The following is a 25383-nucleotide window of genomic DNA, read 5'->3' as shown; positions in this document are numbered from 1 at the left end:
GCCTATAACATCCGCGAACGTAGGCCGGGTAAGCGTCAGCGCCACCCGGCAACACGCTTAGCGCATGCCCGCCATACGTTTCTTACCGATAAACAGCCAGCCCAGCCCCAGCGCGATAAACCACAGCGGCGTGACGATCAGCGCCTGCCGGGTATCTTCTTCCAGCGTCAGCAGCACCAGCACGAAGACGAAGAACGCCATGCACACCCAGCACATCAGCTTGCCCAGCGGCATCTTGTAGATCGACTTCTCGTGCAGGTGTGGACGCTGCTTGCGGTACACCAGGTACGAGCAGAGGATGATGGTCCAGACGAACATAAACAGGATCGCCGACACCGTGGTGATCATGGTGAACGCGCCGATTACGCTCGGGTTGACGTAGAGCATCACCACACCACCCAGCAGACAGATGCAGGAGAAGGTCAGCCCTTTCGCCGGTACCGCGCGTTTAGACAGTTTGGCAAACGCGCTCGGAGCAACGCCCTCCTGCGCCAGGCCGAACAGCATACGGCTGGTGGAGAAGACGCCGCTGTTCGCGGAAGAGGCCGCAGAGGTCAGCACCACGAAGTTAATCAGGCTCGCGGCAGCAGGCAGCCCCACCAGCACGAACAGCTCGACGAACGGGCTCTTGGTTGGCACCACCGAGCTCCATGGCGTCACGGACATAATGACGATCAGCGCGAACACGTAGAACATGATGATACGCAGCGGAATGGAGTTGATCGCGCGCGGCAGGGATTTCTCCGGATCTTTGGTTTCCGCCGCCGTGGTGCCCACCAGCTCAATCCCGACAAACGCAAACACCGCAATCTGGAAGCCGGCAAAGAAGCCGCTGATGCCTTTAGGGAACCAGCCGCCGTCATTCCACAGATGGGCAAACGAGGCCTGTACGCCGGTTGGCGACTGGAAGTGCGTCAGCACCATCACCAGCCCGACGACAATCAGCGCGATGATGGCGACAATTTTGATCATCGCGAACCAGAACTCCATCTCACCGAACATTTTAACGGTGGCGAGGTTCAGGCTCAGCAGCAGAACAATCACCGCCAGCGAAGCCACCCAGTCCGACAGGCCGGGGAACCAGAATTGGGCGTAGGCCGTAATAGCGACAACATCCGCCATGCCGGTAACCACCCAGCAGAACCAGTAGGTCCAGCCGGTAAAATAGCCCGCCCACGGGCCGAGCAGGTCTGACGCGAAGTCGCTGAAGGATTTGTATTCGAGATTCGAGAGCAGCAATTCACCCATTGCACGCATCACGAAAAAGAGCATAAAACCGATGATCATATAAACGAAGATGATCGACGGGCCGGCAAGACTGATGGTTTTGCCCGAGCCCATAAACAGCCCGGTGCCGATGGCTCCACCAATGGCAATAAGCTGAATGTGACGGTTCGTGAGATTTCGCCGTAGCGACTGTTCAGACGTCGCCTCTTCTGCGGCGGCGACTTTGACCTGATCTACCATGTGATATTTTCCTGTTTATGCCTGTCTGTGTTGTTAAGGCTCTTCTGGCCTTTATTTACGCCAAATAAATGACGGCCCCTGTGTAAGGACTAATCGATAGTAGGTAAGAATCGGCGGGATGAATACTATGATTTGAATATTATGTTAATAATATGTTGAAAGTGAGTGTCATATCACTCATACAGCGCGAAACAGCTCACAAAAATACACGTAACAGTTTCGTTTGCAATACAAAATGTTGATTCCGTCGTAACTCCGGGTTTTATCGCTATTTTCCTCTCCCCGATCGGAGAGAGGAAAATAAGAAAAACCGATTACAGGATTTCCAGCAGCTCGACTTCAAACACCAGGGTGCTGAATGGCGGAATGGACGCGCCAGCGCCACGCTCGCCGTAAGCCAGGTTGTGCGGGATAGTCAGTTCCCATTTGGAACCTACTGGCATCAGGGTCAGGGCTTCGATCCAGCCTGCGATAACGCCGTTGACCGGGAACTCAGCCGGTTCGCCACGCGCGACGGAGCTGTCGAACACGGTACCGTCGATCAGCTTACCGGTGTAGTGTACGCGAACGTGGTCGGTACGCGCCGGGATTGCGCCATCACCCTGATTGATTACGCGGAACTGCAAGCCGGACTCGGTGCTGTTCACGCCTTCACGCTCACGGTTCTCTTCCAGATATTTCACGCCTTCTGCCGCCATCTCTTCGAAACGCGCGCGACGTACGGCGTCAGCACGTTCGTGGATTTCACGCAGCGCACGGTGCACAACGTCAACCGGCACAGCGGGCTGCTTGCCTTCCAGCGCGTCAGCGATACCCGCCACCAGCGCTTCCGGTAACAGACCTTCCAGGCCGGATTCGCTCAGCTGCTGTCCTACCTGCAAGCCGATGCCGTAGCTTGCCTGCGCTTCGATAGTGTCAAAAGTCGGGGTGGTCATGGGTTTTCCTTCCATCACATTTAAAGTAGCGGGCAGCATATCAGCCATGCCCTTATGGGTAAAACTTTGTCTTAAGTAAAGGTGACAAACTGCGACGAAACGGAAACAATAGTAGCCGTCAGGATTTTCCCTAATATATGTCACGAAAGCTGGCTTTGTTACGCCCATCAGGCAGTTAGCAAACTACACTTCTCAGGACAGGATAAAAAGACGCGGAGCAGGAGGAGAGCCATGCCCGGGCGATTTGAACTGAAACCTACCCTGGCGAAAATCTGGCATGCGCCGGATAACTTTCGCATCATGGACCCGCTGCCGCCTTTGCACCGCAGAGGCATTATTATCGGCGCGTTGCTGATTGTCATCGGCTTCCTGCTTCCTTCCGGCAGTGACAACGTTGATACCGCGCCGGTCAGCCGGAATGCAGAGCTGGATATCCAGTCGCAAAGCCAGCCGCAGCCTGATTCACAGCCGATGCAGACGCAGCTGGTCACACCGTCTAACGATCCGGGCCAGGTTGCGCCGGTTGAACCTGAACCTGTTCAGGAAGATCAGGAGCAGGCCGCCGCCCCTTCAGAGCCACAGGCGCAACAGCCCACCGGCATTGAGCAGCAGTGGCGTTCGTATCGCGTAGAGCCAGGGAAAACTCTTGCCCAGCTGTTCCGCGACCACAATCTGCCAGCAACGGATGTGTATGCCATGGCGCAAGTCGAGGGGGCTGGCAAACCGCTCAGCAACCTGCAAAATGGTCAGATGGTGCAGATCCGCCAGAATGCCAGCGGGGTGGTGACCGGGTTAACGATCGATACCGGAAACGGGCAGCAGGTACTGTTTACCCGCCAGCCGGACGGCAGTTTCATCAGAGCACGTTAATGACCCAGGCCGGGTAAGGCGAAGCCGCCGCCCGGCACTTGTGTTCTCAGGCACGCCGTTTATTCACCCACCAGATCCCCGAGCAGACCAGCACCAGCGCAATCGCGTATTTGATGTCCAGAATGTTTTCGCCGAGGAAGATGGCCGAGAGCACCGTCCCTGCTACAGGTATGACAAAGTTGAACGGGGCAATCATACTCACGCGGTTTACTTTCAGCAGCGCGCTCCACAGGGCGAACGCCACGGATGAGAGCAGCGTCAGATACCCCAGCACGGCGACGGCTTTCATGCTGTGCACCTCCAGCGTCCCGCCCGTGGCATAGCCTCCCGCAACCAGTGCCGCCCCGCCTATCCCCAGCTGCCAGCCAGTCATCACCGTCGGGTCAACGGTCTGGGAAATGCGTTTCCCGTAAAGCGTGGCCGCAGAGAGAATAAAGGCGGCCAGCACCACAAATCCGTCACCTTTCCAGACAAACTGGAACTCACTTAACCCGCTGTGGAAGTTCACCAGCATCACCCCGGCAAAGCCCAGAACACACCCCAGCGTTTTGTTATAGCTGAGTTTGTCGTTGTGGTAGATAAAGTGCGCCAGCAGCACGCTGAAGAAGGTCCCGGTGGCATTCATGATGGAGCCGTTCACCCCGGTCGTGTAGGCCAGGCCGATATAAAAGAAGGTGTACTGGAGGGAGGTCTGGGTCAGTCCGAGGATCGTGAGCTGGCCAAACTGCGTGGGCGTGAGCCTGCCAATCGGTTTTCGCTGGGCCAGGGCAAAAAGCAGCAGCAACGCGCCGGCAAACAGAAAACGGTATCCGGCAAAGACGACTTTGGAGGGGATATCATCGGTCGCGATCTGAAAGAGTTCGTAGCCACTTTTAATGGCCGGGTACGAGCTTCCCCAAAGCAGACAGCAGAGCGTGGCGCAGGCATAGGCCACATTGCGACGGGCAAAGACGGGCGTGGGCAGAGCAGTATCCATGACAAATCTCATAAATAAAATTGCGTTTCAATTTATTATCAGAGAATGCGTCAGGAATAGCGACCTTACAAGAGCAAAAGATGACGCAGGGTCACGCTAAAAAGCAAAACGCCGGCACAAGGCCGGCGCTTCGACGCGAGCAGAGTAAAAAAATTACTCAGCTACTACGTTAACAACCAGTTTAGCGAACACTTCGCTGTGAACCTGGAAGTCAACTTCGTGCTCACCAGTGGTACGCAGAACGCCGTTCGGCATACGAACTTCGCTCTTAGCCACTTTAACGCCTGCCGCAGTAACTGCATCAGCGATATCGCGGGTACCGATGGAACCGAACAGTTTACCTTCGTCGCCAGCTTTAGACGCGATAGTAACGGTGCCCAGTGCGTTGATTGCTTCAGCGCGAGCGTTAGCAGCCGCCAGAACGTCAGCCAGTTTGGCTTCCAGTTCAGCACGACGTGCTTCGAAAAACTCTACGTTTTTCTTAGTAGCTGGAACAGCTTTACCCTGTGGAACCAGGAAGTTACGAGCGTAACCCGCTTTAACGTTTACCTGATCACCCAGGCTGCCCAGGTTTGCTACTTTATCAAGCAGAATAACTTGCATTACCTTATCCTCTTAAAGTCGTATTAATGGACCGTGCCCGATTACTGATGACGATCAGTGTACGGCAGCAGAGACAGGTAGCGAGCGCGTTTGATAGCGCGAGCCAGCTGACGCTGATATTTTGCACGAGTACCGGTGATACGGCTTGGGACAATCTTACCGCTTTCGGTGATGTAGTTTTTCAGCGTTGCGATATCTTTATAGTCGATCTCTTGAACGCCTTCCGCGGTGAAACGGCAGAACTTGCGACGACGGAAATAACGTGCCATATGGCTAGTCTCCAGAATCTATCAAATCAATCTGCTCGGCATGCAGAACCATTTTGCTCAGGCCGTTCTTTGCCTTGTGGCAAGAAATGAACCCCTGAACGATTACTGCGCTACCGACCGTTAAACTGTGAGTAATGGCCTGGTTTTCGTGTCCGCTAATAATCACGGGCATTTGGCACCACGCCTGCCGGTGAAACCCGGCTTCCTCTTGCACAGAACGATGCTCAAGCACGAACTGGCAATGCGGAATTCCTGATGGGCTGACCTTTCGAAGGGGGGTCCTGCACACGGTGCCGGACAACACCAGACGGTTGGTCATCAGAAATTACTCTTCAGAATCCCCAGCATCAGAATCATCTGCGGTTTCGTTTGCGAAATCATCGCGACGCTCACGGCGCTCGTCTTTCGCTTTAACCATCGGAGATGCTTCGGTCACTGCGTGTTTGGTACGCATAACCATGCTGCGGATAACGGCATCGTTGAAGCGGAAGGTAGTTTCCAGCTCATCGATCACTTCCTGCGGAGCTTCAACGTTCATCAGAACGTAGTGTGCTTTGTGCAGTTTGTTGATCGGGTAAGCCAGCTGACGGCGGCCCCAGTCTTCCAGACGGTGGATCGTGCCTTCTGCACCAGTGATGGCAGCAGAGTAACGCTCGATCATGCCCGGAACCTGTTCGCTCTGGTCAGGGTGGACCATAAAAACGATTTCGTAATGACGCATCGAATTGCTCCTTACGGATTATTCAGCCTCCTGTCTGGGTCAGCCGAGGCCCGGGGAGGCAAGGAACGTGTTAAAGGTCGGCTGAAAAATTGACGCGTCATAATACTTGCGCCCCCCAGGAAACTCAAGCTGATTGCGCAAATAATTCGCACAAAGGGTAAAGCTGTTCTAAGTGGGTGATTTAAAATCGCACTCATCAGAAGCGCTGTTTTTTTGAACAACACCATCAGAAATGGTCACCCATCGCAACCCGGGTAGCGATTACACTTTAATCAGAGACACTGAACAGAGAAGGAGAACATTACCCCGTATCACAGCATGCAGTCGTGGAGCGCATATCATGAAAAGAATCGCAATCGCCATTTTGGCTGCGCTTTTGCTCAGTGCAAACGCGATGGCAGCCATCAGAATAGACAGCCAACAGGCCAGAAACATGGATGATGTGCAGAGCTTAGGCGTTATTTACATCAATCATAACTTCGCCACTGAAAGTGAAGCAGATCAGGCGCTTAATGAAGAAACCGATGCGCAGGGCGCAAAATACTATCACGTCATGCTGACACGTGAGCCCGGCAGCAACGGTAATATGCACGCCAGTGCGGATATTTACCAGTAACGCTTTATCGCTAGCACCAGGAAAGCCAACGAAAATCAAAGCCATATATAATTTGCCCCCTGCCCGGGGGCTTTTTTTATGAATGGCTCCGGAATACCACCGGTTACAACTGTTTCGGTATTCCAGAGCACTTATTCACTTCTGCCCGTAGTAAGCATTCGGGCCGTGCTTGCGCATGAAATGCTTGTTCATCAGGTAATCATCAATGCCCTGAAGCTGTGGGTTAATGCCGCGCGCAATCCACGCCATTCGAGCCACCTCTTCCATCACCACCGCGTTATGCACGGCGTCATGCGCATCTTTACCCCAGGAGAACGGACCATGCTGGTACACCACAATACCCGGCGTATGCAGTGGTTCCGTCTCACCCAGCGTTTCGATAATGACCCTGCCGGTGTTAAGTTCGTACTCGCCTTCGACCTCAGCCTGCGTTAACGCTCGCGTGCAGGGAATATCGCCGAAGAAGTAATCTGCGTGCGTCGTACCCAAAGCAGGGATCGCCAGCCCGGCCTGTGCCCAGGCGGTGGCGTGCGTGGAATGGGTATGCACAACGCCACCCAGAGACGGGTAACGCTGATACAGCGCCAGGTGGGTTGCCGTATCTGAAGAAGGGCGCCATTTGCCTTCAACGACGTGTCCTTCCAGGTCAACCACCACCATATCGTCCGCTTTCATGGCGTCATAGGCCACGCCGCTCGGCTTAATCACCACTAGCCCCTGCTCGCGATCGATGGCGCTTACGTTGCCCCAGGTAAACGTCACCAGTCCATAGCGCGGGAGATCCATATTGGCTTCAAAGACCTGCTGTTTCAGCTTAAGCATGTTCCGCCTCCATCAGCCCTGCCCGCGCCATGCGCTCGCGCACCCAGTCCCGGGCTTTCGCCACTTCTGCCGCCGGGTCGTCCGCGGTTTCGCTCCACATCTCAATCAGGTAAGGCCCGCAATAACCTGTCTGTTTGAGCGTCTGGAAGCACCGTTCGAAATCCACCACCCCGGTGCCGAACGGTACGTTTTTAAACACGCCAGGACGGGTATCTTTAACGTGCACCGCCACGATATGCCCGATGCCCGCCTGAAGCTCCATCTGTACGTCGTTATCCCATGCCGACAGGTTGCCGATATCCGGATAAAGCTGGAACCAGGGGTTGTTCAGATAGTGCGCATAGCCCAGCGCCTTGCTGATGGAGTTCATCAACGGATAATCCATGATCTCCATCGCCAGCGTCACCTGCGCACGGCTTGCCATCTCAACGCTCTCTTTCAGGCCCTCCCGGAAACGACGGCGCGTTTCATCGTTGGCTTCCTGATAGTAAACATCATAACCCGCCAGTTGGATCACGCGGATGCCGACATCCTGTGCAAAGCGAATGGCTTTACGCATGATCTCCAGCCCTTCGGCGCGTACGGCATCATCTTCGCTGCCAAGCGGAAAACGACGATGAGCGCTCAGGCACATGGATGGCACGCGCACGCCGGTTTCGGCAATGGCGCTCACCAGCGCCAGACGCTGCTCGCGGCACCAGTCCAGGCGAGAAAGACGCTCGTCCGTCTCATCCACAGACATTTCGACAAAATCGAAACCCAGCTGCTTCGCCAGCTGTAACCGCTCCAGCCAGCACTCCCCCGCAGGGAGTGCCTTTTCATAGATGCCAAGCGGGACCTGTTTTGACAACATACCCGCTCCTTAACCCCAAAGCTGAGCGATTGAGCGTTTGAACTGACGCGCGGCTTCCACCGGAGACGCGGCATCGCGAATGCTACGACCGGCAATAAAGACGTGAATCGGGATACCCTGGAACAGCGGCAGATCCTCCAGCGCCAGGCCACCGGTGACGGTCACTTTGAAGCCCATATCGGCCAGACGTTTGATCGCGCTGATATCGGCTTCGCCCCACGCCACGCCTGCGGCCTGCGCATCACGGCTACGGTGATAAACCACCTGCTGGATACCCGCTTCGCGCCACTCCTGCGCCTGCTCCCAGGTCCAGAAACCAGTCAGTTCAATCTGCACGTCGCCGTTGAACTCTTTCGCCACGTCCAGCGCGCCTTTCGCGGTGTTAATATCCGCACAGCAGATCACGGTGACCCAGTCGGCATTGGCTTCAAAGCACATGCGAGAGAGGATTTTGCCCGCGTCGGCGATTTTGGCATCCGCCAGCACGATTTTATGCGGATAGAGCGCCTTCAGGTCACGAACCGCACGAACGCCTTCGCCCACGCACAGAATGGTGCCGACTTCGATGATGTCCACTTCTTCCGCAATCAGACGGGTGGTTTCGTAAGCATGAGACAGAGTCTGGTTATCCAGCGCGACCTGCAACATTGGTAATGACATTTTCAATTCCTCTTAAACGGCCGCCGCAGTGGCGTTATCAATTAAATCCAGCACGTCCTGCGCGGTACAACAGGCGCGTAAACGTTCAAAATTAGCTTCATCATCAAACAGATTGACGATCTGCATGATCCCCACCTCCTGGTGGGTGTTGGCATCGACAGCCGCCATGGTGATCAAAATGTCGACCGGGTCGTTATCTTCGTGGTTGAACACCAGTGGTTTTTTCAACGTCACCAGCGCAAAACCGGTTTTCTTGACGCCCTCTTCGGGACGGCCATGCGGCATTGCCAGCCCCGGGGCAATCACAAAATAGGGTCCAAACTGCGCCACGCCATCCAGAATGGCCTGGTAATAATGCGGCTCGACAACGTCCGCCTTAACCAGCAGGTCCACGCCCAGCTTCACCGCTTCCTGCCAGGTGCTGGCTTCGGCCTGTAAAAGGATGGAGTTATTCTCTGCCAGCGAATCACGTAGTTTCATGTGGCATCCTTACTTCACGTCTTGTGGGAAGTGTTCTTTGATCACTTCCAGCAGCTTTGGTCCGAAATCCGCAGGCGACAGCATGTTGCGTACGCCTACCACGTATTTGTTGCCCGACACGCTAATCTCGCCGGCAATGTGCGTTGAGGCGATGATGATGTCCGCGCCGTTCAGTTCACTTTTGTATTCACCCACTGCGCAGCTGTTCACCGTGTGGTCAATGTTTGACTGGGTTAAAAACTGGTCCACTTTCATCTTCATGATCATGGAGCTACCTTGCCCATTGCCACACACAGCCAGGATACGTACGGTCATAATCGAAACTCCTTAATGAGCAGACATTTCTGCTGTTTGTTTTTCTGCATCTTCTTCAGCCCGCAGCGAACGGCCAGCGAAGAACATATAAGCCAGGGCAATCAGGATGATGACGGCCATAAAGACCAGCCCGACGGACGCAAAGCCCTGCATCATCGGCGGCGCCAGAATTGACCAGTCCGCCATGCCCATCCAGGCGCTCATGCCGGTGAGCTTGACCGCCCACACGCACCCGAAGATTTCAATCATGCCCATCACCAGGCAGATCTTGAGCGCTGCGCGCCATCCGCCGAAGTGGTTAGCAAACACGCCGATAGTGGCGTTGGAGAAGAACATCGGGATAAAGCCAGGAATAATCAGGATTGAGGAGCCACAGCCCACCAGGATGCCGACCGCAATCAGCTGGCCGATGGTGCCCCACATAAAGCCCCAGACGACGGCGTTTGGCGCAAAGCTATAGATAGCCGCACAGTCAATCGCCAGCACCGCGCCAGGGATCAGGCGCTGGGAGATGCCGTTAAACGCTTCCGACAGTTCGGCGACGAACATACGCACGCCCTGGGTGATGATGAAAATGGCCACCGCGAAGGAGAAACCGGTTTGCAGGATATAGACCGTCCAGTGGGTTTTACCCGCCATCGCCTGCACCACGTCAATGCCAAAGGAGAGCAGGATGGCACCGAAGAAGATGGTCATCACAATTGCCGTGGAGACGATGTTGTCGTGGAAGATATTCAGCCAGCCAGGCAATTTGAGGTCTTCAACACTCTCCTCTTTTTTGCCCAGGTACGGCGCAACTTTGTAAGCAATCCAGGAGGCGAACTGCTGCTGGTGACCGATGGAGAAGCCGCAGCCGTCCGTAACGTCCTGCGTTGGCTTATACATCATGTTGGAGGTGATGCCCCAGTAAAGCGAGACCAGTATTGCCGTGCAGATGACGGTGGTCCACATTGGGTAGCCGAAGATATAGAGAGAAACGGCAATCAGCCCCGCCTGCTGGAACATGATGTGCCCGGTGAGCATGATGGTGCGAATACCGGTGATGCGGCGCAGGAGCACGTAAATGATGTTCAGCGCCAGCGCGAGCAGTACCGCATACCCAACCCAGCTGTACGCATCCCCCATACGATCGATGGTGGCCATCATGGACGCGTAAGTGTCAGAGATGGCGCCGTTAATGCCGTACACCTCTGACATTTTGGCAACAACCGGCTTAAACGTGCTGGTCAGAATGCCAGAACCCGCCTGCAACAGCATAAAACCAATGATGGTTTTGATGGTGCCTTTGATAATCACGCTGACGCTTTTGCGCAGCAGGATGTACCCCAGGCACGTCACGATACCCAGCAACAGCGGGGCGTTGGTCATTACCTGATTAAAGAAAACGGTAAAGACGTTGTAGAGGATCTCCATAACTCTCTCCAGAAAATGAGAACACGAGGGGCAATCCCTGTGTGGTTGGTGTCATCACTCTATTAATCACAAATAATCATCACAAGATTGCATTTGATTATTTGTGACGGATCACGCAATTTATTTCCATGGTGTTAGTAATGATTTTCACTACCAATCTAACTCAATAAATAAATTCTTAAATTTCAATATATTAATCATTTATAGCGGTTATCTTAACAACGTCATGATGTTTTTTCTGTGATGTGGCGAGGGGAATTTTCCGCAAATCAACCATTGCAAATCGATTCAAACAGTGCCAGCATTAATCACAAGAAGTCACAGAATGATTACTTTTGATTAAAACCAGGAGTCAAACGATGAGTAAAGTGAAAACCATCACCCGTGAATCATGGATTCTGAGTACCTTTCCGGAGTGGGGTAGCTGGCTGAACGAAGAGATCGAGCAGGAACAGGTTGCTCCTGGCACATTTGCGATGTGGTGGCTGGGCTGCACCGGGATCTGGCTGAAATCAGAAGGCGGCGCCAACATTTGTGTTGATTTCTGGTGCGGCACCGGCAAACAGAGCCACGGCAATCCACTGATGAAAAAAGGCCACCAGATGCAGCGTATGGCCGGCGTTGAAAAGCTCCAGCCGAACCTGCGCACCACGCCTTTCGTGCTGGATCCTTTTGCCATTCGTCAGATCGACGCCGTACTCTCTACCCACGATCACAACGATCATATCGACGTGAACGTGGCGGCAGCGGTAATGCAAAACTGCGCGGACGACGTACCGTTTATTGGGCCGCAGACCTGCGTAGATTTGTGGATTGGCTGGGGCGTGCCAAAAGAGCGCTGCATCGTGATGAAGCCGGGCGACGTAGTGAAAATCAAAGACATTGAAATACACGCGCTGGATGCCTTTGACCGTACCGCGCTGATCACCCTGCCTGCCGACCAGAAAGCCGCAGGCGTACTGCCAGACGGGATGGATGAGCGCGCGGTGAACTACCTGTTCAAAACGCCTGGCGGTTCCCTGTATCACAGCGGTGACTCCCACTACTCCAACTATTACGCGAAGCACGGTAACGAGCATCAGATTGACGTGGCGCTTGGCTCTTACGGTGAAAACCCGCGCGGGATCACCGACAAAATGACCAGCGCAGACATGCTGCGTATGGCCGAAGCGCTGAACACCAAAGTGGTGATCCCGTTCCACCACGATATCTGGTCAAACTTCCAGGCCGATCCGCAAGAGATCCGCGTCCTGTGGGAGATGAAAAAAGACCGCCTCAAGTATGGCTTCAAGCCGTTCATCTGGCAGGTTGGCGGCAAGTTCACCTGGCCGCTGGATAAAGACAATCTTGAGTACCACTACCCGCGTGGTTTCGATGATTGCTTTACGATTGAACCCGATCTGCCGTTCAAATCCTTCCTCTGATTCTAAGACCCAATCGCCAGACCTTGCGTCTGGCGATGTCATATTTATCTTAGTAATTTCACGCTATTTCAAATATCATCTTTTCAAATCAATTCTTATCGGAATAGCTCATGACGGAAGCGCAACGGCATCAAATTTTACTGGAACTCCTGGCGCAAACAGGGTTTATCACCGTCGAGAAAGTGATCGAACGTTTAGGGATCTCCCCCGCTACCGCGCGGCGGGACATTAACAAGCTGGATGAGAGCGGCAAGCTGAAAAAAGTCCGCAACGGCGCAGAGGCCATCAGCCAGCAGCGTCCACGCTGGACGCCGATGAACATCCACCAGGCGCAGAATCACGATGAAAAGGTGCGGATTGCCAGAGCGGCATCACAGCTGGTAAATCCTGGAGAAAGCGTGGTGATCAACTGCGGTTCGACGGCGTTTCTGCTGGGCCGTGAGATGTGCGGCAAGCCGGTGCAAATCATCACCAACTATTTGCCGCTGGCCAACTATCTCATTGACCAGGAACATGAAAGCGTGGTGATCATGGGCGGCCAGTATAACAAGAGCCAGTCCATCACCCTGAGCCCGCAGGACAGTGAAAACAGCCTCTACGCCGGGCACTGGATGTTTACCAGCGGCAAAGGTCTGACGGCGGATGGCCTGTATAAAACCGATATGCTCACCGCAATGGCAGAACAGAACATGCTTAACGTAGTGGGCAAACTGGTGGTGCTGGTCGACAGCAGCAAGGTCGGTGAACGCGCCGGCATGCTTTTCAGCCGCGCCGAGCAAATCAGCATGGTGATCACCGGCAAAAACGCCAACCCCGAGATCCTCAGCAAGCTGGAGGATCAGGGTGTCACAGTGCTGCGCGTTTAAAGGTGCTGACGGAAGAATTCCACGGTTGACTCCAGCGCGGCCGGGGTAATACGGTGCCGGACACCTGCTCCCCACAGGCAGGTCAGATTGCTGTCCAGCCCTTCACGCTGTAGCGCCTGTTGCAGGCGGAACGTTTCACCGGGAGGTACGACGTCATCGGCGTCCCCATGCCACAGCAGCAGCGGACGCTCGGCCAACTGCGAAAGCGCATGGCTTACGTCCCATTCAGACAACAGGGCCTCAATCTCCTGAGGGGCCTGCGGCGGGAACAGCGTCTTTGCCAGTGATGTAAAGTAGCCCGATCCCATCAGGCAAGCCACGGACGTCACCTCCGGATGCCTGGCCATGATCCCCAGCGCCGTCATTCCGCCCATTGATGCGCCTGCGACCGCCAGCCGTTTTCCCTCCACCAGCCCGGCCTGCAAGAGCGCGTCACGCAGCCCGGCGAACTCGGTCAGATTGCCGTGCAGCGTTTGCCAGAACAGCCCCAGCCGTGCCTGCTCATCGCCCGTAAAGCGTGCCCCATGATTTGGCGCATCAGGCATGACCACCCGGAAACCGGCCTGCGCCAGCGCGACGGCAAAATAGCTGTAGACCAGCTTCGAGGAGAGAAAGCCATGATAGAAAACTACCGTCGGCAGCGGCTGTTCACCTTTACCAGCCGGAAAAGCATGGATGATTTCATGCTCACTCAGCTGGCGAGTTTCAATTTCAATCATTGTCGATCCTGTGCTGATGAATGATTCATAATGTTGAGAGCTGGATTACGGTTTCACGATATTTTCATTCGAAATCTACGTCCCAGATAACACTTCGGGAACATTCCCCCAAAACTAAATTCGCAGACAACTACACTATGGCTATCAGGAAAAGAGACAGGTTTATGCGCAGGCTTACGGCTTTATTGCTGGTCTCACTGCTCAGCGGATGTTCCATATTGCAGGGTACGCCAGAACCGGCGCCGCCGGTTACCAATCATCCTCAGGAAATTCGTCGTAATCAGACGGAAGGATTACAACGCCTGGGTACCGTATCCGCGATGGTTCGTGGTTCCCCGGATGATGCAGAAGACGCAATTGAAGCACAGGCCGTTGCCGCAAAAGCAGATTATTACGTCATCACGATGATTGATGAAACCATTATTACGGGACAGTGGTACGCGCAGGGAATTTTGTACCGTAAGTAAGCATCATCATTTGAACGACCTTTACACTGCTTTGCGTCCGTAGACATTTTCCTGTCCACAATAAACTCCATGCCAGCAACAATGGAAATGAGTTTATTCGCGAAGGATTGCCCGGCGGATACCGGAGACACGTGAAAAGGAGCTGACGATGAAACGAACCCTTGCTTTAACGACGCTATTGCTTTCAGCGGGCCTGCTGAGCACCACGGCGCAGTCGGCCGAATTTGCCAGCGCGGATTGCGTCACGGGCCTGAATGAGATTGGTCAGATCTCCGTCAATAATATCACGGGGAGTCCGCAAGACGTTGAACGTGTCGTCGCCCTGAAGGCCGATGAACAGGGCGCATCCTGGTATCGCATCGTCCAGATGCAGGAAGATCACCATGTTAATCACTGGCGCGTGCAGGCCATTCTTTATGCCTAATCCCTTCCGATAAAAGCCACTTAATTTTAGTGGCTTTTCACTTTTGCAAATTTTTTATCTCTCGCTAAACCCAATAAAAACAAATATGTAACATTCAGTTACATTAAACAGATAAACGTTCTCTTCGCTCTGCCGTTGAACAGCCATCACTTTTCAATAATGAGCAATTTATGATCACCTTTTTCCGCCGGGCAGGTCTGGGCACGAAGCTATCGCTGCTAACAGGTGCAAGTGTCGCCACGCTTTTTTTGCTGTTCACTTTTCTGTTGAGCCACAACGCCAGCCAGCAGCTTGAAGATCTTGCGGTTGAAGACCTGCATAACCAGTCCACCGGCATGGTGGATATGGTAGAGATGTTCAACATCAGCCTGAGCGAAGAGGTTGAAAGCTATACCCGTCTGTTCACCACCTTTTTACCACAGCCGCTGAACAGCGACAGCAGCCAGAGCCGGACCATAAACGGGCTTACCGTTCCTCTGCTGAAAGGCGGCGAAACGGAGTTGCATGAAAACAATACGCTTTCTGATGACTTCCTGAGCCGAACGGGCGCCATCTCGACGCTGTTTGTCCGCAGCGGTAACGATTTTATCCGCGTGGCCACGTCGCTGCGCAAAGAGAATGGCGACCGCGCCATCGGAACCGTTCTTGATACCACCAGCCCGGCATTTGCGGCTGTCACCAAAGGGGAGGTCTATCGTGGCCTCGCGCTGCTGTTCGGCAAGCGCTATATCACGCAGTACCAGCCTGTTAAAAATGCGGAAGGCCAGGTTATCGGGATTATCTTTGTCGGCGTGGACATCACCCATTCGTGGAACGTCATGCGCGAGAAAATCCTTAACCGTCGTCTGGGCGAGAGCGGCCACTTCTTTGTACTGGATCGCAGCAGCGGCAAAACGCGCGGACAGTATCTGTTCCATGCCAGCGAAGAGGGCAAACTGCCCAACTGGGACACGGCGACACAGCAGCAGCTTCTGAGTGATAAAGCCGGCACGCTGGAGCGCGTGAGCGCAGATGGCCGTACGCTCAAAGTTGCCTACACGCCGCTGCCGGGCTGGAACTGGACCATCGTGGGTGAAGTGGATAAAGCCGTACTGCTTTCAAGCGTCACCACGCTGCGCGATCGCTTCCTGATGGCGGGCGTGGTGCTATCCGCGCTCTTCGCGGGCCTGTTCGTTATCCTCATTCGCAGGATGCTAACCCGCCCACTGCGCGCAGTGATCGCGCTTGCCCGGCAGTATGCCGCAGGCGATCTGCGCGCCAGCCTGCCGGTAACCCGCCAGGATGAGGTCGGCCAGCTGATTGATGCCATCAACGGGATCGGGGGCGGCCTGCAAAAAATTGTGTTGCAAGTCCGCGAGGCCGCAAGCGAAATCCATCTGGGGACTAACGCGCTGGCTTCAGATACCGGCGAGATCTCTGAACAGATCAACAAACAGGCCAGCAGCGTTGAGGAGACCTCTGCCAGCATGGAGCAATTAGCCGCCACCGTGCAGCAAAATGCCGCCAACATGGAGCAAACGCAGCAGCTGGTGGGGGAAACCTCGCGCGCGGTGCATCAGGGTGGAGAGACGGTGACCCACGCAGTCTCCACCATGGATGATATCCGTGATGCATCGAAACGCATTGAAGACATCACCCGCGTGATTGAGTCCATCGCTTTCCAGACCAATATTCTGGCGCTCAATGCGGCGGTTGAAGCGGCGCGGGCGGGCGAGCACGGGAAAGGTTTCGCAGTGGTGGCGCAAGAGGTGCGCGCCCTGGCCGCACGCAGCGCCAACGCGGTAAAAGAGATTGAACAGCTGATTGGCGACACGCTGAACAAGGTGAGCGAAGGCCATGCGCTGTCTGAGCAGACGCGTCTGGCGATGGATGCCATCATTATTCATATCGATAACATCAGCCAGCTTGTCACCGAGATCAACCACGCCTCCCGCGAGCAGTCTGCGGGGATTGGTCAGGTGAATCTGGCGATGACGCACATCGGTGAGGCATCGCACATCAATGCCGATCGCATCTCGCGCAGCGAGCAGACGGCACAGACGCTGCGCGAGAAGGGTTCACACCTCACCCGGCTGGTGAGCCTGTTCCAGCTGAAGGCTTAACCGACCCGGCCGGTGGCGCGCAGCAGCAGGTCGGTTTGCACCTGTTCGCTCATCAGCGTGCCGCCTCGGGTATCCAGCATCATGCGGCACCACGCCTGCGCCACGGGCGGCGATGCGTGCCGCAGCATCTGACTTCCGGCCCCGAGTAAAAAGAGCTGCCGCGCGATCTCCCTGCCCTGCGCTTCCTGCGGTTTACGCAGCTTCTGCTGTAGCTGCCGCCAGCTGCGATCGAAATGCCTGTCCTGGCCTTTGACCTGCGCGAAATCATCGGCGAGCAGGTCGAGAATGCCCGACTGCTTCGCCAGCACGCGCAGTACATCCAGGCACATAATATTGCCAGAGCCTTCCCAGATGCTGTTGACGGGCATTTCACGGTACAACCGTGGAAGCTCACTCTCTTCGCAATAGCCTGCGCCGCCCAGCACCTCCATTGCCTCTGCCACAAACGGTATGCCCGCTTTGCAAACGCTGTATTTTGCCGCCGGAGTGAATAGCCGCGCCCATGCGGCCTCCTGCGGGTCGGTGCGGTTATCCCACGCCCGGGCGAGGCGGAACAGCAGTGCCGTGTGTCCCTCCAGCACCAGCGCCATACGGCTTAGCACGTCGCGCATTAACGGCTGGTCGATCAGATTTTTGCCGAAGGTCTGCCGCTGATGGGCATGATAAAGCGCCACCGAGAGCGCACGGCGCATCAGTCCGTGACTGCCAAGCGCGCAGTCAAAGCGCGTCAGCCCGCCCATCTTCAGAATTTGCCGGACACCTTCACCCTCTTCGCCCAGCAGCCAGCCGTAAGCATCCAGGAACTCAGCCTCACTGCTGGCATTTGAACGGTTACCGAGCTTGTCCTTCAGACGCTCAAGGCGCACAGCATTACGTTGCCCGTCGGGTAAAAACCGCGGAACAAAAAAGCAGGAAAGCCCGCCCTTCGCCTGCGCCAGCACCAGATGCGCATCGCTCTGCGGCACGGAGAAAAACCATTTGTGCCCCACCAGCCGGTAACTACCATCACGGCATTTCTCTGCTTTGGTGGTATTACTGAGTACGTCCGAACCGCCCTGCTTTTCCGTCATCCCCATGCCGATCAGCAGGCCGCGCTTTTGCGCCCCCGGTGCGAGATGGGGATCGTAGCGATCGCTCATCAGCGGCGTTAACCAGTCGTGAAACGGTTTGGGCAGCGACTGTAGCAACAGCGGCGTGGCCGCAAAGGTCATGGTCACCGGGCATAGCGTTCCCGCCTCCACCTGAGCATGCAGCACAAAACGCGCGGCCCGGGCGACGAACGATCCTTTCCGCGCCTCCTCCTCCCACGCCAGGTTGTGCACCCGGTTGGCGCAAAGCCCCTGCATCAGAAGATGCCATGCCGGATGAAAGCGGACGTCATCCAGCCTCGCTCCCGTGGCGTCATAACGCAGCAGCTCCGGCGGATTAACGTTCGCCAGCCTGCCCAGCTCCAGCGACTCCGCCGTACCCAACTGCTGTCCGATGCTGGCAAGAAGATCCACATCCCACTCAGCCCCTTCGCGCGCTACCGCATCGCGCAGGGCGCAATCAGAGAGAAAAAGGTTGCTGTTCGATAGCGGTGCAGGTTGATTAAAAACGGTATGTGTCTGCCAGTGCATGCTGTCTCCCTCCTTTCATTGGCAATAAAGGTAAGTATGGACAGAGGGCATGCACGCTGCATGGGAGGGGGGTCACACGATGACGATCGTGTTGATATCATTCGTGAAATAGCTCACAGAACATAAGAATAAACTATTTCATTACTTCACTAATGCTGAATAATTTATTCTTACCCCGTTTTTGTGAGGATCGTTATGCAACAGGATGCGCACAAGCGTGCATTAATTGCAGGCTCCATCGGTAATTTCATCGAGTGGTATGAATTTGCGGTCTACGGTTTTCTGGCAACGGTGATTGCCAGAAACTTCTTCCAGCTTGAGGGGGAAGCGGAGCTCACCAGCCTGATCCTCACCTGGGCCTCGTTCGCCATCGCTTTCTTCTTCCGTCCGCTGGGTGCGGTGGTCTTTGGCCGCATTGGCGACAGGATTGGCCGCAAACCGACGCTGATTATAGTGCTGGTATTGATGACGCTCGCCACCGCTGCCATCGGTATTGTGCCGGTCTACGCCAGTATCGGGATTGCCGCGCCGCTGATCGTTACGCTCCTGCGTATTCTGCAAGGACTGTTCGCGGGCGGTGAGTATGGCGGTGCGGTCTCATTGATGACGGAGTTCGCCCCGCGCGGCAAGCGCGGTCTTTACGGGGCATGGCAGTCCTTTACCGTGGCGCTCGGGCTGTTAGCGGGCGCAGGCATTGTCGCGTTGCTCTCTGCCCTTCTCTCCCCTGAAGCCTTGCACGACTGGGGCTGGCGCATTCCGTTCTTCCTGGCGTTGCCGATGGGTGCGGTCGCGCTATGGCTGCGGGTGAGCATGGAAGAGACGCCGAGCTTTGTACAGCAACGGGAAAAACCGGTTGTTACTCAGGCCAGCACCGCCGCCACGTTCAAAACCATCCTGATGGGCATTGGCCGCGTGATGGTCTGGTCTGCGGCGGGTTATACCTATCTGGTGATTATGCCGACCTATCTGCAATCTGCGCTGCACACCGGTTTTAACCAGGCGTTACTGATTGCGGTGATTTCTAACATTGGGTTTGCGCTCACGATCATTCCGTCGGGCATGCTGAGCGACAGGATCGGGCGGCGCACGGTGATGATTATCGCCACCGTGCTCCTGCTGATCCTCGCCCTGCCGCTGCTGAAAATTTTGCAGGCGGAATCCAGTACGCTGGCAGTCAAAGCGATTGTGGTGCTGATTGCGGGGGGTCTGGTTGGGATGCTGGCAGGGCCGGGGCCGGCAATGCTGTCTGAGATGTTCCCGACGCGCGTGCGTTATACCGGGCTGGGGCTGGCCTATTCTCTGTCGAATGCGATCTTCTCGGGCTGTGCGGGGCTGATCATTACCGGGCTGATTAAAGAGACGGGCAATCTGGATATTCCGGCGTACTACGTGATGGCAACGGCGGTGGTGAGTATTTTCGCGCTGATGACGCTGAGAAAGGATGACCATTTACGGTCGTTAGAGGAGTGAGATTGTTGCCCGGTGGCGCTACGCTTACCGGGCCTACGGTACCATGCTTTTGTAGGCCGGGTAAGGCGAAGCCGCCACCCGGCACAACAGGCTACCCGCGCTGACGCACCGCTTCAAACAGGCAGATACCCGTCGCAACAGAAACGTTCAGGGACGATACGCTGCCCGCCATCGGGATGCTGATCAGCTCATCGCAGTGCTCGCGCGTCAGACGACGCATACCTTCGCCTTCCGCTCCCATCACCAGCGCCATCCGGCCGGTCATTTTGCTCTGGTACAGGGTGTGATCCGCTTCACCGGCTGTTCCTACGATCCAGATATTTTCTTCCTGCAACAGACGCATGGTGCGCGCCAGGTTAGTCACGCGGATTAACGGGACGTTTTCCGCCGCGCCGCAGGCGACTTTTTTAGCGGTAGCGTTAAGCTGCGCGGAGCGATCTTTTGGCACAATCACCGCATGCACGCCTGCTGCATCGGCGCTACGCAGGCACGCGCCCAGGTTATGTGGGTCGGTTACGCCATCGAGGATCAGGAAGAACGGGTTCTCCAGCCCGGCGATCAGATCCGGCAGATCGTTCTCCTGATACTGACGGCCTGGCTTCACGCGCGCGATAATGCCCTGGTGTACAGCACCTTCGCTTTTTTCATCCAGATACTGGCGGTTCGCCAGCTGGATCACTACGCCCTGCGCTTCCAGCGCGTGGATCAGCGGCATCAGACGTTTGTCTTCACGCCCTTTCAGAATAAAAACTTCCTGAAAACGCTCCGGCGCGCGCTCCAGCAGGGCCTGCACCGCGTGGATGCCGTAAATCATTTCACTCATTGATGGTTCTCGTAATAAATATTTTCCCTCTCCCGTTGGGGAGAGGGTCAGGGTGAGGGGAAATTACTCCGCCTGCTGTTTCTTCGCCGCGCGCTTCGCTTTGGTCGCGGCCGCTATTTTTTGGGTCTTGGTCGACGGTTTTTTCGGTTTACGAGCGTCTTTTTTCGCCGCCTTGGGCTTCTGTTTCTTCTCGCCACGGAAAGCGCTGTCTGGCTCAAAGTTTACTCTTTTACCTGCCTGACGTCGCTTACCGCCCGCTTTACCGTTACCGCCTTTTTTCGCTTTCTCACGCTCGGTTTTCCCGACGTTACGCGGAGCACGCTCGCTGGAGATGAGGCTGAAGTCGATTTTACGGTCGTCCATATTCACGGCTTCAACCTTCACTTCCACCCGATCGCCCAGACGGTAGGTCTGACCACCGGATTCGCCGATCAGACGTTGTCCGACCTGGTCGAAGCGGTAGTAATCGTTATCGAGGCTGGAAACGTGCACCAGACCGTCGATAAACAGCTCATCCAGACGCACGAAGAAGCCAAAGCCGGTGACGCTGGCAATCACGCCTTTAAAGACGTTACCTACCTGATCCAGCATAAAGTCACACTTCAGCCAGTCCGCCACGTCGCGCGTTGCTTCATCCGCACGACGCTCGGTCATGGAACAGTGCTGGCCCAGTTGCAGCATCTCGTCCATGGAGTAGTGATACCCTCCGGTTTCGGTCGTGTTGCCTTTATGACCCTGCTCGTGCGCCAGCAGATACTTGATCGCACGGTGCAGGGACAGATCCGGATAACGGCGGATCGGCGAGGTAAAGTGCGCGTACGACTGTAACGCCAGACCAAAGTGGCCCCGGTTTTCAGGATCGTAAATCGCCTGCTTCATGGAGCGCAGCAGCATGGTTTGCAGCATTTCCGCGTCAGGACGATCGCTGATGGATTCCAGCAGCTCGGCGTAATCGCGTGGCTCAGGCTTATTACCGCCAGGCAGCTCCAGGCCGAGTTCAGCCAGCACGGAGCGGAACGAGGTTACGGCTTCCGTGGTTGGCTTGTCGTGAATACGGAACAGCGCAGGCTCTTTGGCTTTCTCAACGAAACGTGCCGCCGAGATGTTCGCCAGGATCATACACTCTTCAATCAGCTTGTGCGCATCGTTACGCTGAGTCTGTTCGATACGCTCGATACGACGCTCAGCGTTAAAGATAAACTTCGCCTCTTCACTCTCAAACGAGATCCCACCGCGCTCTTCGCGCGCCTGATCCAGCGTTTTGTAGAGGTTGTGCAGCTCTTCGATGTGTTTGACCAGCGGCGCGTATTGTTCGCGAAGATCCTGATCGCCCTGCAACATATGCCAGACCTTGGTATAGGTCAGGCGCGCATGAGAACTCATCACCGCTTCGTAGAACTTATAGCCCGTCAGACGTCCCTTGCTGGAGATGGTCATTTCGCAGACCATACACAGGCGGTCCACCTGCGGGTTGAGGGAACACAGGCCGTTGGAGAGCACTTCTGGCAGCATCGGTACAACCTGCGACGGGAAGTAGACCGACGTACCGCGGCTGCGCGCTTCGTTATCCAGCGGCGTGTGTGGACGCACGTAATAGCTCACATCCGCGATGGCCACCCACAGACGCCAGCCGCCACCGCGTTTTTTCTCGCAATATACGGCATCATCGAAGTCACGGGCGTCTTCACCATCAATGGTGACCAGCGGCAGATCGCGCAGATCCACGCGGCCTGCTTTGGACTCTTCCGGCACTTCTTCACGCAGGTTTTCAATCTGATCTTCAACCGCTTTCGGCCAGACATACGGAATTTCATGGGTACGCAGCGCCATATCGACGGCCATGCCGGTGCCCATGTTATCGCCCAGCACTTCGACGATTTTACCCACCGCTTTGGTGCGACGGGTTGGGCGCTGGGTGAGTTCCACCACCACCACAAAGCCCATGCGTGCGCCCATCACCTCTTCAGGCGGGATGAGAATGTCGAAGCTCAGACGGCTGTCGTCCGGCACCACAAAGCCTACGCCCGCATCGGTAAAGTAACGGCCAACGATCTGGCTGGTTTTCGGCACCAGCACGCGGACCACGCGCGCTTCGCGGCGGCCTTTACGGTCTGCACCCAGCGGCTGCGCCAGGATCTGGTCGCCGTGAATACACATCTTCATCTGTTCGGATGAGAGGTACAGGTCGTCTTTACGCCCTTCCACGCGCAGGAAGCCGAAGCCATCGCGGTGACCAATAACGGTGCCTTTCAGCAGGTCGAGGCGTTCTGGCAGCGCGTAGCACTGGCGACGAGTAAAGACAAGTTGCCCGTCACGTTCCATGGCGCGCAGGCGGCGGCGAAGGGCTTCAATTTGCTCTTCACCTTCAATGTTTAATTCAACGGCAAGTTCTTCACGATTGGCGGGTTTTTCGCGTTTTGTTAAGTGTTCAATGATGAACTCGCGGCTGGGGATAGGATTCGCGTATTTTTCGGCTTCGCGTTCCTGGAAAGGATCTTGTGACATGTCGGTTCCTCCGTTGTCAGCTCCGGTGGAAATTTTCTTCATTCCACCAGCAATAATTTATAAAGCGGTTGATTCTCTTCAACCAAATCGGCCAGCGTGTAGTTATCCAGTTCCTTGAGAAAACTTTGCACGGCCTTTGAAAGCGCCTGTTTCAGGCGGCAAGCGGGCGTAATGTGGCAGAACGCGCTGCTACAGTTCACCAGAGAGAGCGGCTCCAGTTCACGTACCACATCGCCAATACGGATACTCTGCGCCGGTTTACCGAGACGGATCCCTCCATTCTTCCCACGGACGGCAGCAACGTATCCGGCACGACTAAGTTGATTGATTATTTTGACCATATGATTACGGGACACACCGTACACCTCTGTCACTTCAGAGATGCTGGTCATCTTCCCATCGGGTAACGACGCCATGTAAATCAGCGCACGTAAGCCGTAATCGGTGAAACTTGTTAACTGCACATCAACCTCAGGAAAAAGGGAAAACGCGGTCAAACCGCAGAGATATTCATTAATGATGATAAACCAGCCAGATAGTTAGCGGCTAATTTATTTGACAGACGGGGCGAAAAAGCGGAGATCCAGGAGCGGTCGCCGGATGGCGCTGCGCTTATCCGGCCTACGGGTTTCCCCGCAGGCCAGCAGTCACGAAGATTATGCGTCGAACGGGTCGCGCAGGATCATCGTTTCAGTACGATCCGGGCCGGTAGAAATAATATCGATCGGCACTTCGGTCAGTTCTTCAATGCGCTTGATGTAGTCCAGCGCGGCTTTTGGCAGGCCACTACGCTCTTTCACACCAAATGTGGTCTCAGACCAGCCCGGCATGGTTTCGTAAATTGGCTCAATGCCTTCCCAGTCGTCAGCAGCCAGCGGAGTGGTGGTCACTTCGCGGCCATCAGGCATACGGTAGCCTACGCAGATTTTTACTTCTTTCAGGCCGTCCAGTACGTCCAGCTTAGTCAGGCAGAAGCCAGACAGGGAGTTGATCTGCACTGCGCGACGTACGGCAACGGCGTCCAGCCAGCCGGTACGACGACGACGACCGGTGGTCGCGCCAAACTCGTTACCCTGCTTGCAGAGGAACTCGCCGGTCTCATCAAACAGTTCGGTCGGGAATGGACCTGCACCCACGCGAGTGGAGTACGCTTTGATGATGCCCAGAACGTAATCGACATAACGCGGGCCCAGACCGGAGCCGGTTGCCACGCCACCCGCGGTGGTGTTAGAGGACGTTACGTACGGATAGGTACCGTGGTCGATGTCCAGCAGCGTACCCTGCGCACCTTCAAACATGACGAAATCGCCACGCTTGCGCGCCTGGTCCAGCAGATCGGACACATCAACAACCATACCGGTCAGAATATCAGCAATCGCCATGACGTCATCCAGCACTTTCTGGTAGTCAACGGCTTCGGCTTTGTAGAAGTTCACCAGCTGGAAGTTGTGATATTCCATCACTTCTTTCAGTTTTTCAGCGAAGGTCGCTTTGTCGAAGAGGTCACCCACGCGCAGACCGCGACGAGCCACTTTATCTTCGTAAGCCGGGCCGATACCACGACCGGTGGTGCCGATCGCTTTCGCGCCACGCGCTTTTTCACGCGCCACGTCCAGCGCCACATGATAATCCAGGATCAGCGGGCAGGCTTCGGAGAGCAGCAGACGCTCACGAACAGGGATACCACGGTCTTCCAGACCTTTCATCTCTTTCATCAGCGCAGCGGGAGACAGCACAACGCCGTTACCGATGATGCTGGTGACGTTTTCGCGAAGAATGCCTGATGGAATAAGATGGAGGACGGTTTTTTCACCGTTGATTACGAGAGTATGGCCTGCGTTGTGACCGCCCTGGTAGCGTACAACATATTTAGCCCGTTCAGTCAGAAGATCAACAATCTTCCCTTTACCTTCGTCACCCCATTGGGTGCCCAGTACGACGACGTTGTTACCCATTTTTTCAAA

Annotated in this window: 27 protein-coding genes; 8 read left to right on the top strand and 19 right to left on the bottom strand. The window is 55.5% G+C overall.

Translation table 11 applies throughout. From position 1 onward, the window contains the following. Window positions 1–57: 57 nt before the first annotated feature. Both cycA and fklB read right to left on the bottom strand, forming a co-directional pair. Window positions 58–1467, bottom strand: a complete 1410-nt coding sequence (gene cycA, locus RS584_RS02285; RefSeq protein WP_045336773.1) for a D-serine/D-alanine/glycine transporter — start codon at window positions 1465–1467, stop codon at window positions 58–60. 314 nt (window positions 1468–1781) lie between these two features. Continuing rightward, entirely contained in the window at window positions 1782–2402 is a 621-nt protein-coding gene (fklB, locus tag RS584_RS02280) for an FKBP-type peptidyl-prolyl cis-trans isomerase (protein WP_008502892.1), read from the bottom strand. Window positions 2403–2633: 231 nt separating this feature from the next. Between fklB and RS584_RS02275 the strand changes: the two genes are divergently transcribed. Further along, complete coding sequence (locus RS584_RS02275; RefSeq protein ID WP_015572481.1) at window positions 2634–3272, top strand: OapA family protein; 639 nt, start codon at window positions 2634–2636, stop codon at window positions 3270–3272. Window positions 3273–3318: 46 nt separating this feature from the next. On the opposite strand, the gene RS584_RS02270 is transcribed toward RS584_RS02275, so the two are convergent. The 5 genes from RS584_RS02270 to rpsF form a co-directional block, all read right to left on the bottom strand. Next, window positions 3319–4248 (bottom strand): DMT family transporter, encoded by a 930-nt coding sequence (locus RS584_RS02270; protein WP_017383942.1) that lies wholly within the window; start codon window positions 4246–4248, stop codon window positions 3319–3321. Window positions 4249–4401: 153 nt separating this feature from the next. Next, entirely contained in the window at window positions 4402–4851 is a 450-nt protein-coding gene (rplI, locus tag RS584_RS02265) for a 50S ribosomal protein L9 (RefSeq protein WP_006810372.1), read from the bottom strand. 41 nt (window positions 4852–4892) lie between these two features. Continuing rightward, entirely contained in the window at window positions 4893–5120 is a 228-nt protein-coding gene (gene rpsR, locus RS584_RS02260; protein ID WP_000135199.1) for a 30S ribosomal protein S18, read from the bottom strand. 4 nt (window positions 5121–5124) lie between these two features. Beyond that, the gene (gene priB, locus RS584_RS02255; protein ID WP_003856035.1) at window positions 5125–5439 is read right to left on the bottom strand and encodes a primosomal replication protein N; all 315 of its coding nucleotides are present in this window, start codon (window positions 5437–5439) and stop codon (window positions 5125–5127) included. Between the two features lie 6 nt (window positions 5440–5445). Next, window positions 5446–5841, bottom strand: a complete 396-nt coding sequence (gene rpsF, locus RS584_RS02250; protein WP_003856034.1) for a 30S ribosomal protein S6 — start codon at window positions 5839–5841, stop codon at window positions 5446–5448. Window positions 5842–6181: 340 nt separating this feature from the next. Between rpsF and yjfY the strand changes: the two genes are divergently transcribed. Further along, window positions 6182–6457: a DUF1471 family protein YjfY gene (yjfY, locus tag RS584_RS02245; protein WP_017383944.1), complete on the top strand. Its 276-nt coding sequence runs from the start codon at window positions 6182–6184 to the stop codon at window positions 6455–6457. A 135-nt stretch (window positions 6458–6592) separates the two neighbouring features. Here yjfY and RS584_RS02240 read toward each other — a convergent pair whose 3' ends face one another. Genes RS584_RS02240 through ulaA form a run of 6 tightly spaced genes read right to left on the bottom strand, consistent with a single transcriptional unit; the run spans window position 6593 to window position 11000 of the window. Then, on the bottom strand, window positions 6593–7279 hold the full coding sequence (locus tag RS584_RS02240) for an L-ribulose-5-phosphate 4-epimerase (RefSeq protein WP_017383945.1): 687 nt from the start codon (window positions 7277–7279) through the stop codon (window positions 6593–6595). Then, window positions 7272–8132: an L-ribulose-5-phosphate 3-epimerase gene (locus RS584_RS02235; RefSeq protein ID WP_315748863.1), complete on the bottom strand. Its 861-nt coding sequence runs from the start codon at window positions 8130–8132 to the stop codon at window positions 7272–7274. Before RS584_RS02235 ends, RS584_RS02240 begins: the two co-directional genes overlap by 8 nt. 9 nt (window positions 8133–8141) lie before the next feature. Further along, window positions 8142–8792 (bottom strand): 3-keto-L-gulonate-6-phosphate decarboxylase UlaD, encoded by a 651-nt coding sequence (gene ulaD / locus RS584_RS02230; RefSeq protein ID WP_017694667.1) that lies wholly within the window; start codon window positions 8790–8792, stop codon window positions 8142–8144. Window positions 8793–8804: 12 nt separating this feature from the next. After that, a complete protein-coding gene (ulaC, locus tag RS584_RS02225; protein ID WP_193042256.1) occupies window positions 8805–9272 on the bottom strand; it encodes a PTS ascorbate transporter subunit IIA in 468 nt (155 codons plus the stop codon). Between the two features lie 9 nt (window positions 9273–9281). Further along, window positions 9282–9587: a PTS ascorbate transporter subunit IIB gene (ulaB, locus tag RS584_RS02220; protein ID WP_003856022.1), complete on the bottom strand. Its 306-nt coding sequence runs from the start codon at window positions 9585–9587 to the stop codon at window positions 9282–9284. A 12-nt stretch (window positions 9588–9599) separates the two neighbouring features. Continuing rightward, on the bottom strand, window positions 9600–11000 hold the full coding sequence (ulaA, locus tag RS584_RS02215; RefSeq protein WP_315748862.1) for a PTS ascorbate transporter subunit IIC: 1401 nt from the start codon (window positions 10998–11000) through the stop codon (window positions 9600–9602). Between the two features lie 359 nt (window positions 11001–11359). On the opposite strand from ulaA, the gene ulaG reads away from it, so the two are divergent. Together ulaG and ulaR are read left to right on the top strand one after the other, a co-directional pair. Beyond that, entirely contained in the window at window positions 11360–12424 is a 1065-nt protein-coding gene (ulaG, locus tag RS584_RS02210; protein WP_006810379.1) for an L-ascorbate 6-phosphate lactonase, read from the top strand. A gap of 110 nt (window positions 12425–12534) precedes the next feature. Further along, the gene (ulaR, locus tag RS584_RS02205; RefSeq protein WP_003856014.1) at window positions 12535–13290 is read left to right on the top strand and encodes an HTH-type transcriptional regulator UlaR; all 756 of its coding nucleotides are present in this window, start codon (window positions 12535–12537) and stop codon (window positions 13288–13290) included. Here the strand turns inward: ulaR and yjfP are convergent. Continuing rightward, a complete protein-coding gene (gene yjfP, locus RS584_RS02200; protein WP_193042254.1) occupies window positions 13287–14009 on the bottom strand; it encodes an esterase in 723 nt (240 codons plus the stop codon). The two genes, ulaR and yjfP, sit on opposite strands and share 4 nt — an antisense overlap. Window positions 14010–14146: 137 nt before the next feature. Here yjfP and bsmA point away from each other — a divergent pair, with 137 nt between their 5' ends. From bsmA to RS584_RS02185, 3 genes are all read left to right on the top strand, one after another. Continuing rightward, the gene (gene bsmA, locus RS584_RS02195; protein ID WP_193042253.1) at window positions 14147–14476 is read left to right on the top strand and encodes a biofilm peroxide resistance protein BsmA; all 330 of its coding nucleotides are present in this window, start codon (window positions 14147–14149) and stop codon (window positions 14474–14476) included. A gap of 148 nt (window positions 14477–14624) precedes the next feature. Beyond that, window positions 14625–14900: a DUF1471 family protease activator YjfN gene (yjfN, locus tag RS584_RS02190; protein WP_003856009.1), complete on the top strand. Its 276-nt coding sequence runs from the start codon at window positions 14625–14627 to the stop codon at window positions 14898–14900. 170 nt (window positions 14901–15070) lie between these two features. After that, window positions 15071–17002, top strand: a complete 1932-nt coding sequence (locus RS584_RS02185) for a methyl-accepting chemotaxis protein (RefSeq protein WP_315748861.1) — start codon at window positions 15071–15073, stop codon at window positions 17000–17002. Here RS584_RS02185 and RS584_RS02180 read toward each other — a convergent pair. Beyond that, on the bottom strand, window positions 16999–18621 hold the full coding sequence (locus RS584_RS02180; RefSeq protein ID WP_315748859.1) for an isovaleryl-CoA dehydrogenase: 1623 nt from the start codon (window positions 18619–18621) through the stop codon (window positions 16999–17001). The two genes, RS584_RS02185 and RS584_RS02180, sit on opposite strands and share 4 nt — an antisense overlap. Before the next feature lie 195 nt (window positions 18622–18816). Here RS584_RS02180 and RS584_RS02175 point away from each other — a divergent pair, with 195 nt between their 5' ends. Beyond that, entirely contained in the window at window positions 18817–20091 is a 1275-nt protein-coding gene (locus RS584_RS02175) for an MFS transporter (protein ID WP_015572471.1), read from the top strand. Between the two features lie 91 nt (window positions 20092–20182). On the opposite strand, the gene rlmB is transcribed toward RS584_RS02175, so the two are convergent. From rlmB to RS584_RS02155, 4 genes are all read right to left on the bottom strand, one after another. Continuing rightward, entirely contained in the window at window positions 20183–20914 is a 732-nt protein-coding gene (rlmB, locus tag RS584_RS02170; protein ID WP_015572470.1) for a 23S rRNA (guanosine(2251)-2'-O)-methyltransferase RlmB, read from the bottom strand. A gap of 63 nt (window positions 20915–20977) precedes the next feature. Beyond that, window positions 20978–23419 carry a ribonuclease R gene (gene rnr / locus RS584_RS02165; protein WP_315748858.1) on the bottom strand — a complete coding sequence of 814 codons (2442 nt, stop codon included), beginning with the start codon at window positions 23417–23419 and terminating at the stop codon, window positions 20978–20980. A gap of 38 nt (window positions 23420–23457) precedes the next feature. Next, window positions 23458–23883 carry a nitric oxide-sensing transcriptional repressor NsrR gene (gene nsrR / locus RS584_RS02160; protein WP_003855998.1) on the bottom strand — a complete coding sequence of 142 codons (426 nt, stop codon included), beginning with the start codon at window positions 23881–23883 and terminating at the stop codon, window positions 23458–23460. Window positions 23884–24075: 192 nt separating this feature from the next. After that, complete coding sequence (locus RS584_RS02155; protein ID WP_003855997.1) at window positions 24076–25374, bottom strand: adenylosuccinate synthase; 1299 nt, start codon at window positions 25372–25374, stop codon at window positions 24076–24078. Window positions 25375–25383: the final 9 nt, after the last annotated feature.

The organism is Enterobacter sp. DTU_2021_1002640_1_SI_PRY_ASU_LCPMC_013 (genome assembly GCF_032389435.1).
Taxonomy (GTDB): domain Bacteria; phylum Pseudomonadota; class Gammaproteobacteria; order Enterobacterales; family Enterobacteriaceae; genus Enterobacter; species Enterobacter hormaechei_C.
Note: the sequence above shows the minus strand (reverse complement) of the source record. Positions and strands in the feature narration are given on the sequence as shown.

What these genes read in the sequence shown, in the direction of transcription:
- cycA (WP_045336773.1), bottom strand. Translation starts at nt 1,467, where the DNA reads ATGGTAGATCAGGTCAAAGTCGCCGCCGCAGAAGAGGCGACGTCTGAA.
- fklB (WP_008502892.1), bottom strand. Translation starts at nt 2,402, where the DNA reads ATGACCACCCCGACTTTTGACACTATCGAAGCGCAGGCAAGCTACGGC.
- RS584_RS02275 (WP_015572481.1), top strand. Translation starts at nt 2,634, where the DNA reads ATGCCCGGGCGATTTGAACTGAAACCTACCCTGGCGAAAATCTGGCAT.
- RS584_RS02270 (WP_017383942.1), bottom strand. Translation starts at nt 4,248, where the DNA reads ATGGATACTGCTCTGCCCACGCCCGTCTTTGCCCGTCGCAATGTGGCC.
- rplI (WP_006810372.1), bottom strand. Translation starts at nt 4,851, where the DNA reads ATGCAAGTTATTCTGCTTGATAAAGTAGCAAACCTGGGCAGCCTGGGT.
- rpsR (WP_000135199.1), bottom strand. Translation starts at nt 5,120, where the DNA reads ATGGCACGTTATTTCCGTCGTCGCAAGTTCTGCCGTTTCACCGCGGAA.
- priB (WP_003856035.1), bottom strand. Translation starts at nt 5,439, where the DNA reads ATGACCAACCGTCTGGTGTTGTCCGGCACCGTGTGCAGGACCCCCCTT.
- rpsF (WP_003856034.1), bottom strand. Translation starts at nt 5,841, where the DNA reads ATGCGTCATTACGAAATCGTTTTTATGGTCCACCCTGACCAGAGCGAA.
- yjfY (WP_017383944.1), top strand. Translation starts at nt 6,182, where the DNA reads ATGAAAAGAATCGCAATCGCCATTTTGGCTGCGCTTTTGCTCAGTGCA.
- RS584_RS02240 (WP_017383945.1), bottom strand. Translation starts at nt 7,279, where the DNA reads ATGCTTAAGCTGAAACAGCAGGTCTTTGAAGCCAATATGGATCTCCCG.
- RS584_RS02235 (WP_315748863.1), bottom strand. Translation starts at nt 8,132, where the DNA reads ATGTTGTCAAAACAGGTCCCGCTTGGCATCTATGAAAAGGCACTCCCT.
- ulaD (WP_017694667.1), bottom strand. Translation starts at nt 8,792, where the DNA reads ATGTCATTACCAATGTTGCAGGTCGCGCTGGATAACCAGACTCTGTCT.
- ulaC (WP_193042256.1), bottom strand. Translation starts at nt 9,272, where the DNA reads ATGAAACTACGTGATTCGCTGGCAGAGAATAACTCCATCCTTTTACAG.
- ulaB (WP_003856022.1), bottom strand. Translation starts at nt 9,587, where the DNA reads ATGACCGTACGTATCCTGGCTGTGTGTGGCAATGGGCAAGGTAGCTCC.
- ulaA (WP_315748862.1), bottom strand. Translation starts at nt 11,000, where the DNA reads ATGGAGATCCTCTACAACGTCTTTACCGTTTTCTTTAATCAGGTAATG.
- ulaG (WP_006810379.1), top strand. Translation starts at nt 11,360, where the DNA reads ATGAGTAAAGTGAAAACCATCACCCGTGAATCATGGATTCTGAGTACC.
- ulaR (WP_003856014.1), top strand. Translation starts at nt 12,535, where the DNA reads ATGACGGAAGCGCAACGGCATCAAATTTTACTGGAACTCCTGGCGCAA.
- yjfP (WP_193042254.1), bottom strand. Translation starts at nt 14,009, where the DNA reads ATGATTGAAATTGAAACTCGCCAGCTGAGTGAGCATGAAATCATCCAT.
- bsmA (WP_193042253.1), top strand. Translation starts at nt 14,147, where the DNA reads ATGGCTATCAGGAAAAGAGACAGGTTTATGCGCAGGCTTACGGCTTTA.
- yjfN (WP_003856009.1), top strand. Translation starts at nt 14,625, where the DNA reads ATGAAACGAACCCTTGCTTTAACGACGCTATTGCTTTCAGCGGGCCTG.
- RS584_RS02185 (WP_315748861.1), top strand. Translation starts at nt 15,071, where the DNA reads ATGATCACCTTTTTCCGCCGGGCAGGTCTGGGCACGAAGCTATCGCTG.
- RS584_RS02180 (WP_315748859.1), bottom strand. Translation starts at nt 18,621, where the DNA reads ATGCACTGGCAGACACATACCGTTTTTAATCAACCTGCACCGCTATCG.
- RS584_RS02175 (WP_015572471.1), top strand. Translation starts at nt 18,817, where the DNA reads ATGCAACAGGATGCGCACAAGCGTGCATTAATTGCAGGCTCCATCGGT.
- rlmB (WP_015572470.1), bottom strand. Translation starts at nt 20,914, where the DNA reads ATGAGTGAAATGATTTACGGCATCCACGCGGTGCAGGCCCTGCTGGAG.
- rnr (WP_315748858.1), bottom strand. Translation starts at nt 23,419, where the DNA reads ATGTCACAAGATCCTTTCCAGGAACGCGAAGCCGAAAAATACGCGAAT.
- RS584_RS02155 (WP_003855997.1), bottom strand. Translation starts at nt 25,374, where the DNA reads ATGGGTAACAACGTCGTCGTACTGGGCACCCAATGGGGTGACGAAGGT.